The sequence below is a fragment of the Actinomycetospora succinea genome (assembly GCF_004363095.1).
GTDB classification, from domain to species: Bacteria; Actinomycetota; Actinomycetes; order Mycobacteriales; family Pseudonocardiaceae; genus Actinomycetospora; species Actinomycetospora succinea.
In genome coordinates, this window is sequence record NZ_SNYO01000010.1 from 132423 (window position 1) to 146690 (window position 14268).

Genomic DNA, 14268 nt, shown 5'->3' on the forward strand with positions numbered 1-14268 from the left:
ACCCGACGGCCGCGCCCCCGCGCGACGGTGCGCGGGGACGCGGCCGAGAGTGCCGGACCGGAGTGATCAGCCGATCTGCGTGTCCGTGACGATCTGGTTGCCCTGGACCTTGTACATCCAGACCGGGGTGCTCGTGAGCTCACCGGTCGGCCCCCACTGGAACCGCTTGGTGAGGCCCTGGCCCTGGTAGCCGCGCACGTAGTTCAGCAGCGCCGCCCGGTCGGCCGCGCCCTGGTCGATCCCCTTGAGCAGGATCGTCGTGACGTCGTACGACTCCGCCGAGTAGGTCTGCGGCGGGACGTTGAACGCCTGGCGGTACGCGTTGGAGAAGTCGGTGAAGCCCTCCTGCGGCACGCACGGGCAGGACAGCAGCGTGCCGTCGGCCGAGCCGGCCGCGTTGACGACGTACTGCTCGTCCTTCACGCCGTCGGGGCCGATGAAGGTGGTCTGCACCCCGGCGTCGCGCAGCTGCTGGATCAGCGGCGCGGCCTCCTGGTAGTAGCCCGCGTAGAAGATCGCCTGCGGGTTGGCCTGCTGGACCTGACCGATGATCGCCGAGAACTCGCGCTGGTTGGTCTTGACGTCGATCTGGCAGCTCGCTCGCGGCCCGAGGGCCTGGGTCACCGTGCCGGCGAGCCCGATGCCGTAGTCCGAGTCGTCCTTGATGACGCAGACGTTCGCGGCGTTGAGCCGGTTCTGGATGTAGCCGGCGACGGCCGGGCCCTGGACCGCGTCGTTGCCGAGACCGCGGAAGAAGTTGGTCCAGCCGTTCTGCGTCAGACCGGGGTTGGTGGCCGACGGCGTGATGTTGACCAGGCCGGCCGCGTTCAGGGCCGGGCCCATCGCGCGCGACTCACCGGAGAACGGCAGGCCGACGATGCCGAGGACCGCCGGGTTGTTGATCAGCCCGGTGGTGGGCCCGACCGCGGTGTCCGGCGTGCCGCCGGTGTCCGCGCGCACCAGGGTCACCTGGCAGTTCGGGTTCGCGGCGTTGTGCTGGTCGACCGCGAGCTGGGCCGCGTTCACGATGGCGATGCCGAGCGCGGCGTTCTGCCCCGCGATGGTGCCGGCGTAGCCGATCGACGTGCCGGGCGCGCAGCGCCCCTGACCGTTGCCCGCGGGCAGCGCCGCGTCACTGGGCTGGCTCGGCGCACCGGCCGCCGGGCCGCCGCCCTGCTGCTGGCCACCCCCCTGGTTGGCGCAGCCGCTGAGGACCAGCGCCACCGCCGCCGCGAGCGCACCCGCGGCTGCGAGCCGTCGTCGGATCACGTCCACCTCCGTCACGAATCACGTCGGGTTCGCGTGAACGCTCGCCCGGTCGGGTGTGGAAGGTATAGGCGTGTGAGCCCCGCCGCGCAAGCGCCTGCGCTGTCGTGTTCGCACCGTGACGACCGATCCCGCTGGAGATCCGGTCGACGACCTGCGGAGATCGGCTCGCGGGATCAGTCCGCGGGACCGACGACCGTCCACCGCCCGCCCTGCACGCGGTAGACCGTGACCGCGTCGGTGCTGACGTCGCCGAAGCGGTCGAACGACAGCGGACCGGTGATGCCGTCGCCGTGGAAGCCCTGGACCGACCGGACCACGTCGGGACGCCGCGCCGGCGACCAGTCGCCGTCTTCCCCGAGCGCCCGGACAGTCGAGTCGACGAGGACGTTCGTCGCGTCGAAGGTGGACGCGCCGTACGAGCCGATGCTGTCGGGGTAGCCCGCCTGCCGGTAGGCGTCGACGAAGCCCCGCGCGGCCGGCAGCGTCTCGGGCGGCGGCCCGACCGAGGTCCCGAGGTCGCCCTCGCGCCCGCCGGCGGTGACGTAGCCCGGGTTCACGATGCCGTCGCCGCCCACCACCGGCACGCTGAGGCCCGCCGAGGCGAGGGCCGCCGAGAGCGGTCCGCCCTCGGGGTACTCGCCGCCGTAGAAGACCGCGTCCGGCCGGGCGGCCGCGACGCGGGAGACGACGGCGTCGCGTCCCGTGCCCGGCGCCGCGGTCACGCGGGCGACGACCTGCCCGCCCTCGGTCGCGAGCTGCTTCGCGAACTCGTCGGCGATGCCCTCGCCGTAGGTCTTGCCGTCCGAGACGACGGCGACGCGGCGCTTGTTCTCGGTGCGCGTGAGGTAGCTCGCCGCGGCGGGACCCTGCACGCCGTCCGTGGCCACGGTGCGGAAGAACGTCTGGTACTGCCGCAGCGGCGCCGTCACCGCGTTGGCGCCGCGGGTCAGCGACGTCGACGTGCTGCCCGGCGAGATCTGGACGATCCCGGCGTCGCTCAGCACCGGCTGCACCGCCTGCGCCACCGACGAGTTGAACGGCCCGAGCACGCCGATCAGCGACGGGTCCTTCGCCAGCGTCGACGCCGCGGCGGCACCGGTCGCCGGGTCGGCGCGGTCGTCCTGGCTCTGCACCGCGAGGTGGTAGCCGGGCACGGCACAGCGGGCGTTGGCCTGGGTGACGGCGAGGTCCGCGGAGTTCTTCATGCCGAGCCCGACCGAGGAGAGCTCGCCGGAGAGCGGGGCCACGAGACCGACGACGAGCGTGCCGCGACCGGTGTCGCAGTCGCCGCCGTCGCCCGACGACCCGCCCGATCCCCCGCAGCCGCTGAGCACCAGGGCGAGCGCGGCACCCACCGCCGCCACGCCGATGGGTCGAGCTCCGCTCCGCTCCGTCTCCCGGAACCCGACCCGACGACGCCGTCCCGCGATCACTCGCCTCGCCCCCTGCCGTGTGCCCACTGCGCAGCACCGTGTCCGGTGCGTGGCCGGGTGCCCACGGTAGGTCACGGCCGAGTGAGGGCCGCGCAGGGGAGGGCATGCACGCGTCTGTCCAGGTCAGCGGCCGGGCACGCGCGTGGGTGAGCGTGCGCCACCCGTCCGGGTGCTACACGCTGCGTAGCGTCAGCCGAAGGTCTCCACCACGGCGTCGGCGACGGCGCGCATCGTCGTGCGCCGGTCCATCGCCGTGCGCTGGATCCAGCGGAACGCGTCGGGCTCGGACATCTTCTTCTTCGCCATGAGCAGGCCCTTGGCGCGCTCGACCGCCTTGCGGGTCTCGAGCTGCTCGGTGAGGCCCGCGACCTCGGCCTCGAGCGCCGCGACCTCGGCGAAGCGCGACGCGGCCAGCTCGATGGCGGGCACCACGTCGGTCTTCGAGAACGGCTTGACCAGGTAGGCCATCGCGCCGGCGTCGCGGGCGGACTCGACGAGCTCGCGCTGGCTGAACGCGGTGAGCATGACCACCGGGGCCAGCCGCTCCCCCGCGATCGTGCGCGCGGCCTCGAGCCCGTCGGTGCCGGGCATCTTGATGTCCATCATGATCAGGTTCGGGCGGAGCTCGCGGGCGAGGCGCACGGCCTCCGCGCCGTCGCCGGCCTCGCCGACGACCTCGTAGCCCTCCTCGCGCAGCATCTCGACGAGGTCGAGGCGGATGAGCGCCTCGTCCTCGGCGACCACCACGCGCAGACCGGTCGGGGTCCCGGTCTCCGGAGCGCTCTCGGGCTCGCTGATCGTGTCGGCCGACTGGCTCATGAGCGGCTCCTCCTCGGGTGGTCCGGGGTGCCGGGCACCGGCGGACCTCACGCCTCGTCGCGCCGTCCCTCGTGGGGCCGCCCCGGTGAGGCCTCGGGAGGAACGGCCGACCCGCCCGTCCGGAGCACCGTCGGAGCAGGCCGTTTCGATTCAGGAGAGTACCTGGCGGAACGCCTTCTCCCGACGGTGACGCTGGCCTCGCCAGAGAGCGGTAACACGTGCTGCGTCACGAACGACGCGGTGCCCCCGGTGGGACTCGAACCCACACTGGACGGAGTTTGAGACCGCGGCCTCTGCCGAATTGGGCTACGGGGGCAGGCTCCTGTCGACGAAGCATAGACGGCGGGCTCGACCGCCTTCCGGGCACCGCGAGGGGCACGTTCCGCATGATCAGCGAGGCTTCCGGCCTGCTGACGGTGCCCGTCGCCGGGCGACGGCGCCCACCCCGAACCCGATCCCCGCGGCGACGAGGTGGCCCACCGACGTGACGTCCGGCCACCACCCGGTCCACTCGGCGTCGAGCAGCGGCCAGCCCACGACGACGGCGGCGCCCGCGAGGGCCACCCGCCGCGGCAGGAGCATCGTCGCCGCGGCCGCCGCGGCCTGGGCGCCGTAGCTCACGCCGACGTCGACCGCGGAGAGCGCCGACGCCGGGTACACGCCGGCATCGACGCCCGCGAGGACCACCGGCACCGTCGCCAGCGTCGCCCCGACGTGACCGCCGAGGAACGCCGCCGCGGCCGTCGCGACGCCGCGGCTCCCCTCCAGCCACCAGAGCGCGCCGCCGACGCCGACGCCGACGATGGCCACCGTGCCCGGCGTGATCGTGCCGCTGTTGCCGAGGTGGAACGGGCTGGTCGCGAGCGCGCCGAGCGGGTGGTCGCGCAGGTTGTCGACGTTCGTGCTGCTCCACGCCCGGGCGGCCGGGCCGGTGCCGGTGGCGGCGAGGACGACGTGGGTCGCGACGAGCACCCCGAGGTACGACGCGGTCACCGGACCCGCGCGCAGGTACGAGCGCAGAGCGGTCACCCGGCGCGGTGGACGCGGTTGCGGCCGGCGTTCTTCGCCGCGTAGAGCGCGCGGTCGGCCTCGCTCAGCAGGGCCTCGCCGTCGCCCGCGTGCTCGGGCAGCCCGGCCACGCCGAACGACGCCGTGAGCAGCTGCTTGTCGCCGCGCCGGAAGTCCTCCTCGACGCGCACGCGCAGGCGCTCGGCCAGCGTCGTGGCCTCGTCGGGACCGTGGGTCGGGACGAGGACGGCGAACTCCTCACCGCCCCAGCGGTACGGGGTCTCGCCGTCGCGCAGGGCCGAGCGCAGGACGGCCGCGACCTCCTGGAGCACGACGTCGCCCTGCTGGTGGCCGTAGCGGTCGTTGAGCTCCTTGAAGTGGTCGAGGTCCAGGATGATCACCGACATCGGTACCGACCACCGCTTCGCGTCGGCCACGGCCCGGTCCAGGTCGACGCCGAGGCGGCGGCGGTTGGCGAGCTGGGTGAGCGGGTCGAACTCCGAGAGCCGCTCGGTGGCGGCGTGCAGGCGGCTCGCCTCGATCGCCGAGCCCGCCAGCGTCGCGAGCATCTCCACCGACGAGAGCCGTTGCCCGTCGACCTCGCCGTCGGGCGAGGGGTAGCACTCGACGACTCCGATCACGCGGGCGCCGACCACCATCGGCACCGCCACCGCCGGGTCCTCCCCCGCCTCCGGGTCGCCCCGCGAGATCTGCCCGTAGCGCGCCGAGCGGCCGACCACGCCGACGGCGAGCGGGCAGTCCTCCTCCATCGGCGACACCGAGCCCCGGTCGGAGTCGTGCGCCAGCTCGAGGGCGCTGCCGTCGTCGAGCACCAGCCACAGCAGGACCCGCCCGTCGGTGACGGCCACCGCGGCCTGGACGGTGGCGTCGACGACGTAGCGGGTGTTGAGGCTGCCCGCGATCTCGCGGGTCATGATCAGGATGGTGCGCAGCCGCTCCGTGCGGACCTGCAGGCGCTCGGCCTGCGCGGCCGTCTCGTCCCGCTCCTTGCGCAGGGCGACGGTCATGTCGGTGATGCCGTCGCGCAGCGCGACCAGCTCGGCGGACCCCTCCACCGGCTCCGGTGGCGTGAGGCGTCCCTCGCTGATGCCGCGGACCGCCGCGAGCAGCCCGTCGACCGGGGCGACGACGTGGGAGAGGAGCCGTCGCCGGGCCCGCAGCGCGACCACCAGGGCCGCGATCGCGACCAGGGCCGTCACGACGATGAGCGAGCGCTGGAGCACGCGGACCGCGCTGTCCTGGCTCCGGATGTCCTCCAGGAGCGCCGTGCGCGTCGCCGTGCTCGCCGCGCGGTAGTCGCGCATCAGCTGGTCCCCCTGGGCGACGAACTCGGGGATGCGCTCGGCCGGCACCGTCTGGATCCGGCCGACCCACCCGGCCTGCCACTCGCGCTGGGTCGTGACGAGCTCGAGGACCCGCGGGAAGACCGACGGCGTGTCCAGGGTCGCCAGCATGGCCCCCTCGGCCGCGCCGATCTCCGGCGCGCGGGTGGCGGCCTGGGCGACGAAGTAGGGGTCGCGGGTCGCGAGGTAGCCGCGCAGGAGGGAGTCGGTGCCCATCACGGCGTCCTGGGAGTCCTCCAGCGCCAGGAGGCCGGCGCGCAGGTCGTCACCCGCGGGTACGGTGACCAGCGCGGAGTACGACAGCCGGCCGACGTTGATGACGACGATGACCAGGGCCGCGATCGCCACGACGGCACCGAGGCGCTGCACCTCGGTGCCCACACGCAGCGGAGGCGCCACGCCCTTCCTCCCGGGGATCCGCGGCCGACCGGGGCGCACGACCGGTGGCCGCGATGCTCACCGGTGGTCGCCCCCCAACGACGGATCGGACGTTACCGGCGCTGCGCTGTCCGGTCGACGTCGTCCCCGTCCGGACAGCGCAGCGTGACCGGAACTCAGGGATGGCCCCGGTCGCGACTGCACGCCGTGAGCGCCTCCAGCAACGGCGCGAGGCGACGGCCCTCCGCGGAGAGCGCGTACTCGGTGCGGGGCGGGCGGGTGTCGAGCACCCGCCGCTCGATGAGCCCCGCGGACTCGAGATCGGCCAGGCGCGCCGCGAGCGTCGCGGGCGGCACCTGGCCGAGGGCCTGCTCGAACTCCGAGAACCGGACCGCACCGAGGTGCGCGGCGTAGAGCACCGAGAGCGACCAGCGTCGCTCCAGCAGTGCCGTCAGCGCGCGCACCTCGGGCGGGACCGGCTCCCGTGAGCACATGTCAGGCGGCCGCCTCGAGGGCCGGCTCGGAGATCGACTCCGGCGCCGGCTCGAGGGCGACGTCGAGGACCTCCGTGATGGTCATCGACGGGTGGAACTCCAGCTGCCCGGCGACGTCCGCGGGGACGTCGTCGAGGTCGGCGCGGTTGCGCTCCGGCACGACGATCTGCGTCAGGCCCGCCGCGTGCGCGGCCAGCACCTTCTGCTTCACCCCGCCGATCGGCAGGACCCGGCCCTGCAGGGTCAGCTCGCCGGTCATCGCGACGGTGTGCCGCACGGGGCGGCCCGTCAGCAGCGACACCAGCGCGGTCGCCATCGTGACGCCGGCCGACGGCCCGTCCTTCGGGATCGCGCCCGCGGGGACGTGCACGTGGAACGAGCGTCCCGTGAACGCGTCCTCGGCGATGCCCAGCTCCGTGGCGTGCGAGCGCACCCACGACAGGGCGATCCGGGCCGACTCCTTCATCACGTCACCGAGCTGGCCGGTCAGGACCAGCCCCTCGTCGCCCGTCATCGAGGCGGCCTCGATGAACAGGACGTCGCCGCCCGCGCCCGTCACGGCCATGCCGGTCGCGACGCCGGGGACCGCGGTCCGCTCGACGGCCTCGGTGAAGAACCGCTGCCGGCCGAGGTGCGTGCGCACGACGTCGGTGTCGACGACGACCGGACCCGACCCCGACGCGACCTCCGTCGCGATCTTGCGGGTCAGCTTGCCCAGCGAGCGGTCGAGCTGGCGGACGCCGGACTCGCGGGTGTACTCGGACACCACGAGACGCAGCGCCGACTCGTCGGCGGTCACGTCGTCGACCGTCAGGCCGGCGCTCGTGATCTGGCGGGGCAGCAGGTGGTCCCGCGCGATCGCGACCTTCTCCTCGACGGTGTAGCCGTCGAAGGAGATGACCTCCATGCGGTCGAGCAGCGGACCGGGGATCGTGTCCATCTGGTTCGCCGTCGCCAGGAACACCACCTGGGACAGGTCGATCTCGACGTCCAGGTAGTGGTCGCGGAACGCGTGGTTCTGCGCCGGGTCGAGGACCTCGAGCAGCGCGGCGGACGGGTCGCCGCGCCAGTCGGCGCCGACCTTGTCCACCTCGTCGAGCAGGATCACCGGGTTCATCGTGCCCGCGTCCCGCAGGGCCCGCACCAGGCGGCCGGGCAGGGCGCCGACGTAGGTCCGCCGGTGGCCGCGGATCTCGGCCTCGTCGCGGACGCCGCCGAGCGACATCCGGACGAACTCCCGGCCCATCGCCCGCGCGACCGACTCGCCGATCGACGTCTTGCCGGTGCCCGGGGGCCCGACCAGCGTCAGGATCGTCCCTGCCTTCTTGTCGTCCTCGACGCCACGGTCGGCGCGCAGCTTGCGGACGGCCAGGTACTCGACGATGCGGTCCTTCACGTCCTCGAGGCCCGTGTGGTCGGCGTCCAGGACGCCGCGCGCCGCGGTCGGGTCGAGCTGCTCCTCGGAGCGCTGCGACCAGGGCAGCGCGAGCAGCCAGTCGAGGTAGGTCCGGATCATCGAGGACTCGCCGGACTGGTCGCCGGCGCGCTCGAGGCGGGCGAGCTCGCGCTCGGCCTGCTCGCGCACGTGGTCCGGCATGCCGGCCTCGGCGATCCGGGCGCGGTAGTCGTCGCCGGAGCCGGACTCGTCGGAGCCCTCACCGAGCTCCTTGCGGATCGCCTCCAGCTGACGGCGCAGCACGTACTCGCGCTGCTGCTTCGCCGCGCCGGACTCGACGTCCTCGCGCAGCGACTTGCGCACCTGCAGCTCCGCGAGCCGCTCGCGCTGCAGGCGCAGGGCGAGCTCGAGGCGCTCGCGGACGTCGAGGGTCCCCAGGAGGGACACCTTCTCGTCGTAGGGAATCTCCGGCGCCCAGCCGGCCGTGTCGGCCAGCGCGCCGGGCTCGTCGATGCCGCGCAGGAACCCGGCACCGCGTCCGTCGTCGCCGCGCAGTTCGAGGACCTCCTCGACCACCGCGCGGTAGGTCGTTTCCAGCTCACGGATCCGCCCGTCGCGCTCCGTGGCGTCCGGGTGGGCCGTCACGTCGACGCGCAGGCGCCCGTCCTCGTCGGTGCGCCCGGTCCCCGCCCGGCCACGGCTCACGCCGGTCAGCTGGACGGCGGTCACCCCGTTCGGCAGGCGGGTGCGGTCGCTGACGTCGGCGATCGTGCCGACGGTCGCGAACGTCCCCTCGTGCCGCGGCACGAGCAGGACCTGCTCGCCCGCCTCGACGGGTCCGACCTCCGCGGCCGGCACCACCACCGTCATGCCCGGGAAGACCACGTTGTCGTCGACGGGGACCAGCAACAGCTCGGTCATCTCGTCACCCCATCACTCGTGCTTGATAGCAGCTACAAGTGTTGAAGTGGCTACGGTATTCCGGGGCGGGCGAGCGGACGTCCTACTCGGTGTCGTGCCCGTCCTGCGGACGGGCGGTGACCTGCGGATCCGCGTCACGGGCGCGGGCGGCGGCGGGGCGCATCCCGCCGTCGTACGCCTCCGCGGGCAGGCGGGCGTTCTCGTGGGCGCGCAGCGCCGCGACGGTGTTGCTCGGGGTCATCCGTCACTCCTTCGTCGACGAATCGATCGTGGACGTCCGAGATTGCCCCCGGCCCGTGGGCGCGACACCGGTGCCGCGGTCCCCCGTTCGGTGACCCCCGGCATGATCGGCGCATGGCGATGGTCGACGAGCTGCTGATCCGCAACCTGCTCGAGGTGTTCGGCGAGCGCGACGGCGAGCGGCGGCGTGCCGTCATCGCCGAGCTCTACGACCCGGACGTGCTGTTCCAGGACCCCGAGGGCGCCGTCCACGGCCGCGACGCGGTGGACGAGAAGGTCGCCGCGCTGCTGGCCGGCGCGCCGGAGGACTTCATCTTCCGCGCCACCGCCCCGGTCCGCGTCAGCGGTGACCTCGGCGTGCTGACCTGGGCTTTCGGCCCCGGGGACGGCGGCACCGTCGTGTCCGGGACCGACATCGCGCTCGCGCGGGACAGCCGCATCGTCCGGCTGCACACCCTGCTCGACGGCACCGAGGGGTGACGGATCAGCCGGGCGCGACGACGTCGAGCCGGGTCACGATCACCAGTGCGTCCTGCAGCAGGACCGTGACCGGCGTGCTGTCGACGACGGCCGAGAGCTGGGCGCGGTGGTCGGTGTCGAGGTCGGCGGTGAGCCCCACCCGCCGGTGCAGGACCGGCGGCGGCCCCGGCTCGAACGCGACGTCGACCTCGACCGCCGAGCCGTCGACGCCGAAGCGCTGGAGGAACGTGCGCACCGACATCGCGGTGCACGACGAGAGCGACGCGGCGAGCAACCCGTAGGAGGTCGCCCCGTCGGGCTCGCCGTGCTCCGCCGGCACCGCACAGTCGACCGACAGGCCGTTGACGTCGACGCAGACGACGCGACCGTCGCCGTCGGCCAGGCGGCCACGGGCCCACACCGCGGGCTTGTCCATGGTCACCAGCCTGGCACGGAGGACCTCCTAGTGGTGGCCGCGCCCGGCGTGCGCGCGCCGCTCCTGCTCGCTCTCCCCGCCCCAGATCCCGTAGGGCTCGTTGACGCGCCGCGCCCAGTCGCGGCAGGGCTCCTGCACCGGGCAGCTCGCACAGATGCGCGCGGCCTCGGCCACGCGACGGCTGCGCTTGGGGTCGCGCTCGCCGTCCGGGTGGAAGAACAGCTCCGAGTTCATACCGCGGCACGCCGCGTGGACCTGCCAGTCCCAGTGGTCGGTGATCGCCCACGGGAGCCGGGACACATCAGCCATTGATGCACACCTCCTACCGACTGTCGTACACCTCGGCGCCGAGCGTCGGTGTGAGATCCCCGTCTCCCCGGCGCGGGGGTGTGCCGCGGGACGGTGAGGGCAATCCGGGCCGGTTCAGGCCGCGGCGGCGTCCGGGACCGTCGCGGGCACCGGAGCCGGCCGGCGCCGGGACGACCCGGCGAACCCGCGGGAGACCGCGCGGGGCCACGCGAAGGGCCTGCGGTCCTCGTGGCGCGCCTCGAGCCGGTCCGCGACGGCGATCATGGCGGCGGGGTTGTGGGTCAGCCCGCAGTGGCTGCCGGGCACGACGACGTTCTCGCAGAGGTCGTCGTCGTCCTGGCGGCAGCCGTCGCCGTGCAGGAGTCCGTCCCACGGCGAGTACACCGCCACCGAGCGCACCGGGACCGGCTGCCGGATCAGGTCCATGACGCCCTGCGTGTCGGCGGAGAAGCCCCAGTGGCGCTCGGCGGCGCGGAACGCCGCGGTCACGCGGTTCTCCTCCGCCTCGGCACGCCACGGCGAGCCGAGGCAGACGATCCGGTCGACGGCGTCGGTGCGGACGTGGGCGAGCCAGCGGGCCATGAGCCCGCCCAGGCTCCAGCCGACGATGGCGACCGGCTGCCCGTGACGGGCGTGGAGCTCGTCGAGCCGGTCCAGCAGGCCGTCGAGGATGTCGTCGGTGAACCCGCGGTTGAGCCCGAGGGTCCAGCGGTGGGTGTGGAACCCGCGGGTGCGCAGGTGCGCGCGCAGGGCGGCCGTGGCGAGGTCACTGGTGAGGAACCCCGGGAGCACGAGCACGGGGCGGCCGTCGCCGCGGCCGCCGCCGGGCAGGACGTGCCGCACGGCGTGCCACGTGGCCATCTCGGCGGTGGCCCGTCCCAGGTCGGTGACGGTGAGCCACCAGGACGGGCAGGGCAGGGAGGCGACCCCCGAGGTGGAGTCGGTCTCGGTCTGGTGACGCCGCGACGGCGTCGATCCGGCGGTGTCCATCGGGACCACCTCCTCGTCCCCGGCGACGCCCCGACGCGTCGACCGGACGACCGTTTGGTACCCGTCGCCCGGTCGTCGCAACCGCGAGATCATCCGAGGTGCCCCGAACGCGGCACCGCGCCGGGGCTCAGAAGTAGGCGCGGGTCACCACGTCGGCGACGCAGGCCGGCTTCTCCGAGCCCTCGACCTCGATCGTCACGCGCGTGACCAGCTGCAGCCCGTCGTCGCCGACCTCCGTGGCGTCGATCAGCGTCGACCGCGCCCGGACCCGCGTGCCGGAGCGCACGGCGGACGGGAAGCGGACGCGCTCCAGCCCGTAGTTCAGGCCCATCCGGGTGCCCTCGACCCGCCGGATGCCGTCGAGGAGCAGCGGCACGAGCGAGAGCGTCAGGAACCCGTGCGCGACGGTCGCGCCGAAGGGGCCGGTGGCCGCGCGCTCGGGGTCGATGTGGATCCACTGGTGGTCGCCGGTGACGTCGGCGAACCCGTCGATGCGGCCCTGGTCGATCTCCAGCCACTCCCCCGGCCCGAGCTCGCGGCCCAGCGACGCGAGGAGCTCCTCGCGCCCGTGCAAGGTCTCCATGACCCGGAAGCTACAGCGGTGACCTACAGACGCGCGGCCCGGACCGCGTCCTCGAGGGACGTCGGCGCGCGGCCGAGGAGGTTCTCCAGCGCCGGGCTGTCGGTCTCCAGCTCGCCCTTGGCCGTCGACTCCTCGAGCGCGGTGACGAAGCGGGCGGTGTCCTCGTCCATCCCCGCACTGCGCAGGACGTCGGTGAACTCCGCGGGCGCGAGGTCGCGGTAGGTGACCTGCGTGCCGGTGACCTCGGTGATCGTCGCGGCCAGGTCGGCCATCGAGAACGCGGGGCCGCCGAGCTCCCAGTAGCCCTGCTGGTCGGCGATGTCGCCGGTGAGCAGCGAGACGGCGGCCTCGGCGTAGTCGGCGCGGGTGGCCGCGGAGACCCGCCCGTCGCCGGCGGCGCCGACGATCTCCCCGCGCGCGAGGTACTCGTCGAGGCGGCCGGTGTAGTTCTCCGTGTACCAGCCGTTGCGCGCGACGGCGAACGGCAGGCCCGAGCCCTGCAGGGCGTCCTCGGTGGCGGCGTGCTCGGGCGCGAGCGCCAGCTCGGTCTCGTCGGCGTGCAGCACGCTCGTGTAGACGACGAACCCGACGTCGGCGGCGTCGGCGGCGCGCAGGACGTTCGTGTGCTGCTCGACGCGGTGGCCGACGGTCGGGCTGGACACGAGCAGGAGGCGCTCGATGCCCTCGAGCGCCGCGTCGAGGGTCTCGGGCCGGTCGTAGTCGGCCTCGCGGACCCCGACGCCGAGATCGGCGAGGTCCCCGGCCTTGTCGGGCCTGCGGACCAGCGCGAACACGTTCCGGGCCGGGACGCCGCGGCGCAGCAGGGCGTCGACCGCGAGGCGTCCGAGGTGGCCGGAGGCGCCGGTGACGGCGTAGGTGGCGGTGGGGAGGACGGGCGGCTCGCTCATGGGCCGCAGGTGCCCCGTGGCCCTCGTCCCGGAAACGACCTGTCCCCGTGGGTGATGATGGAGACGTGGCGGGAGCGGTCGGCGGGAGCGTCGCCACCTACCGCGGGGTGCTCGGGCTCCCGGGCCTCGCGCCGCTCTACGTCATCGGGTTCGCCGCGCGCCTGCCCGTCACCGCGACCGGCGTCGTCCTGACCCTGCACGTGGCGATCGGGCTCGACCGGGGGTTCGCCGCGGCCGGGCTGGTCGGCGGGGCGATCACCGCCGGGATCGCGCTGTTCGCGCCGTTCGTGGGCCGCCTGGTCGACCGGTTCGGCCTGCGCCGGGTGCTCGTGCTCTGCGGCCTCGCCCAGGCGGTCTTCTGGGGCCTGGTCCCGCTCCTCGACGCCACGACGCTGATCCCGACCGCGTTCGGTGCCGGGCTGCTGGCGCCGCCCGCGTTCGCCGTGGTGCGCCAGTCGCTGGCGGCGTCCGTGCCCGCCGAGCACCAGCGCCCGGCGTTCGCCCTCGACGCGATGTCCACCGAGGTCGCCTACGCCGTGGGCCCGGCCCTCGGGACGCTCGTGGTCCTCACGCTGCCGGGCACCGGGCCGTGGCTGGTCGGCGCCGCGTTCGTCCTCGCCACCGTCGCGCTCGGGTGGCTCGACCCGCCGGTCCGCCGCGGGGGCGCCCGGCCGGGCGAGCGCCCACCGCCGGTGCGGACGTGGCTGCGCGGGGCGATGCTCGTCGCGCTCGGGTCCACGGCCGCGGCGATCCTCATGCTCACGGCGACCGAGCTGTCCGTCGTCGCGATGCTCACCGCCCGGGACGAGACCGCGTGGTTCGCGCTGGCCAACACCGTCTGGTGCGCGGCGTCGCTGGTCGGCGGGTGGATCTACGGCGCCGCGCGCCGGCCGCCGCCGACCGCGGTCCTGCTCGGGCTGCTCGCGCTCGGGTCGCTCCCGGTCGCCCTCGGCGGGCCGTGGTGGATGCTCACGCTGCTGCTCGTCCCGGCCGGGGCCTTCTGCGCGCCCGCGCTCGCCGCGGCCGCCGAGACCGTCGGCCGGCTGGCCCCCGACGACGCCCGGGGCGTGGCGACGGGCCTGCACGGCTCGGCGCTGATGGTCGGCGCCACGCTGGCCTCGCCGCTCGCGGGCGTGCTCATCGACCGGGTGGCGCCGGCGGCCGCGATCGGGGTGGCCGCGGGGATCACGCTGCTCGTCGCGGTCGTGGCCGCGCTCGTCACCGGCACGCGGACCGGCAGCCGGGCCCGGTGACACGGTCA

General features: G+C 74.5%; 15 protein-coding genes and 1 tRNA gene. 2 read left to right on the forward strand and 14 right to left on the reverse strand.

The window, feature by feature from the left end; translation table 11 throughout:
• Positions 1-66 precede the first annotated feature (66 nt).
• The 9 genes from EV188_RS25900 to EV188_RS31955 form a co-directional block, all read right to left on the reverse strand.
• Positions 67-1269 (reverse strand): branched-chain amino acid ABC transporter substrate-binding protein, encoded by a 1203-nt coding sequence (locus tag EV188_RS25900; RefSeq protein WP_133829210.1) that lies wholly within the window; start codon positions 1267-1269, stop codon positions 67-69.
• Positions 1270-1442: 173 nt separating this feature from the next.
• Positions 1443-2633 carry a branched-chain amino acid ABC transporter substrate-binding protein gene (locus EV188_RS25905; RefSeq protein WP_166660077.1) on the reverse strand — a complete coding sequence of 397 codons (1191 nt, stop codon included), beginning with the start codon at positions 2631-2633 and terminating at the stop codon, positions 1443-1445.
• Positions 2634-2891: 258 nt separating this feature from the next.
• Positions 2892-3521, reverse strand: coding sequence for an ANTAR domain-containing response regulator (locus EV188_RS25910; protein WP_133829212.1), 630 nt, complete (start codon positions 3519-3521; stop codon positions 2892-2894).
• A gap of 241 nt (positions 3522-3762) precedes the next feature.
• Positions 3763-3837, reverse strand: a tRNA-Leu gene (locus tag EV188_RS25915).
• A 74-nt stretch (positions 3838-3911) separates the two neighbouring features.
• The gene (locus tag EV188_RS25920; protein ID WP_133829213.1) at positions 3912-4550 is read right to left on the reverse strand and encodes a rhomboid-like protein; all 639 of its coding nucleotides are present in this window, start codon (positions 4548-4550) and stop codon (positions 3912-3914) included.
• On the reverse strand, positions 4547-6292 hold the full coding sequence (locus tag EV188_RS25925) for a sensor domain-containing diguanylate cyclase (RefSeq protein ID WP_133829214.1): 1746 nt from the start codon (positions 6290-6292) through the stop codon (positions 4547-4549). Before EV188_RS25925 ends, EV188_RS25920 begins: the two co-directional genes overlap by 4 nt.
• Before the next feature lie 155 nt (positions 6293-6447).
• Entirely contained in the window at positions 6448-6765 is a 318-nt protein-coding gene (locus EV188_RS25930) for a winged helix-turn-helix transcriptional regulator (protein ID WP_133829215.1), read from the reverse strand.
• A 1-nt stretch (position 6766) separates the two neighbouring features.
• Entirely contained in the window at positions 6767-9082 is a 2316-nt protein-coding gene (lon, locus tag EV188_RS25935) for an endopeptidase La (protein WP_133829216.1), read from the reverse strand.
• Between the two features lie 82 nt (positions 9083-9164).
• On the reverse strand, positions 9165-9323 hold the full coding sequence (locus EV188_RS31955) for a hypothetical protein (RefSeq protein ID WP_166660078.1): 159 nt from the start codon (positions 9321-9323) through the stop codon (positions 9165-9167).
• A gap of 113 nt (positions 9324-9436) precedes the next feature.
• Here EV188_RS31955 and EV188_RS25940 point away from each other — a divergent pair, with 113 nt between their 5' ends.
• Positions 9437-9802 (forward strand): nuclear transport factor 2 family protein, encoded by a 366-nt coding sequence (locus EV188_RS25940; RefSeq protein ID WP_133829217.1) that lies wholly within the window; start codon positions 9437-9439, stop codon positions 9800-9802.
• 4 nt (positions 9803-9806) lie between these two features.
• On the opposite strand, the gene EV188_RS25945 is transcribed toward EV188_RS25940, so the two are convergent.
• The 5 genes from EV188_RS25945 to EV188_RS25965 form a co-directional block, all read right to left on the reverse strand.
• Complete coding sequence (locus EV188_RS25945; RefSeq protein ID WP_133829218.1) at positions 9807-10217, reverse strand: OsmC family protein; 411 nt, start codon at positions 10215-10217, stop codon at positions 9807-9809.
• 27 nt (positions 10218-10244) lie between these two features.
• Positions 10245-10526 (reverse strand): WhiB family transcriptional regulator, encoded by a 282-nt coding sequence (locus EV188_RS25950; protein ID WP_133829219.1) that lies wholly within the window; start codon positions 10524-10526, stop codon positions 10245-10247.
• A 114-nt stretch (positions 10527-10640) separates the two neighbouring features.
• Positions 10641-11516, reverse strand: a complete 876-nt coding sequence (locus EV188_RS25955; RefSeq protein WP_133829220.1) for an esterase/lipase family protein — start codon at positions 11514-11516, stop codon at positions 10641-10643.
• 127 nt (positions 11517-11643) lie between these two features.
• Positions 11644-12099: a MaoC family dehydratase gene (locus tag EV188_RS25960; RefSeq protein WP_133829221.1), complete on the reverse strand. Its 456-nt coding sequence runs from the start codon at positions 12097-12099 to the stop codon at positions 11644-11646.
• A 23-nt stretch (positions 12100-12122) separates the two neighbouring features.
• The gene (locus tag EV188_RS25965; protein WP_133829222.1) at positions 12123-13007 is read right to left on the reverse strand and encodes an SDR family oxidoreductase; all 885 of its coding nucleotides are present in this window, start codon (positions 13005-13007) and stop codon (positions 12123-12125) included.
• Positions 13008-13072: 65 nt separating this feature from the next.
• Between EV188_RS25965 and EV188_RS25970 the strand changes: the two genes are divergently transcribed.
• Entirely contained in the window at positions 13073-14260 is a 1188-nt protein-coding gene (locus tag EV188_RS25970; protein WP_166660079.1) for an MFS transporter, read from the forward strand.
• Positions 14261-14268: the final 8 nt, after the last annotated feature.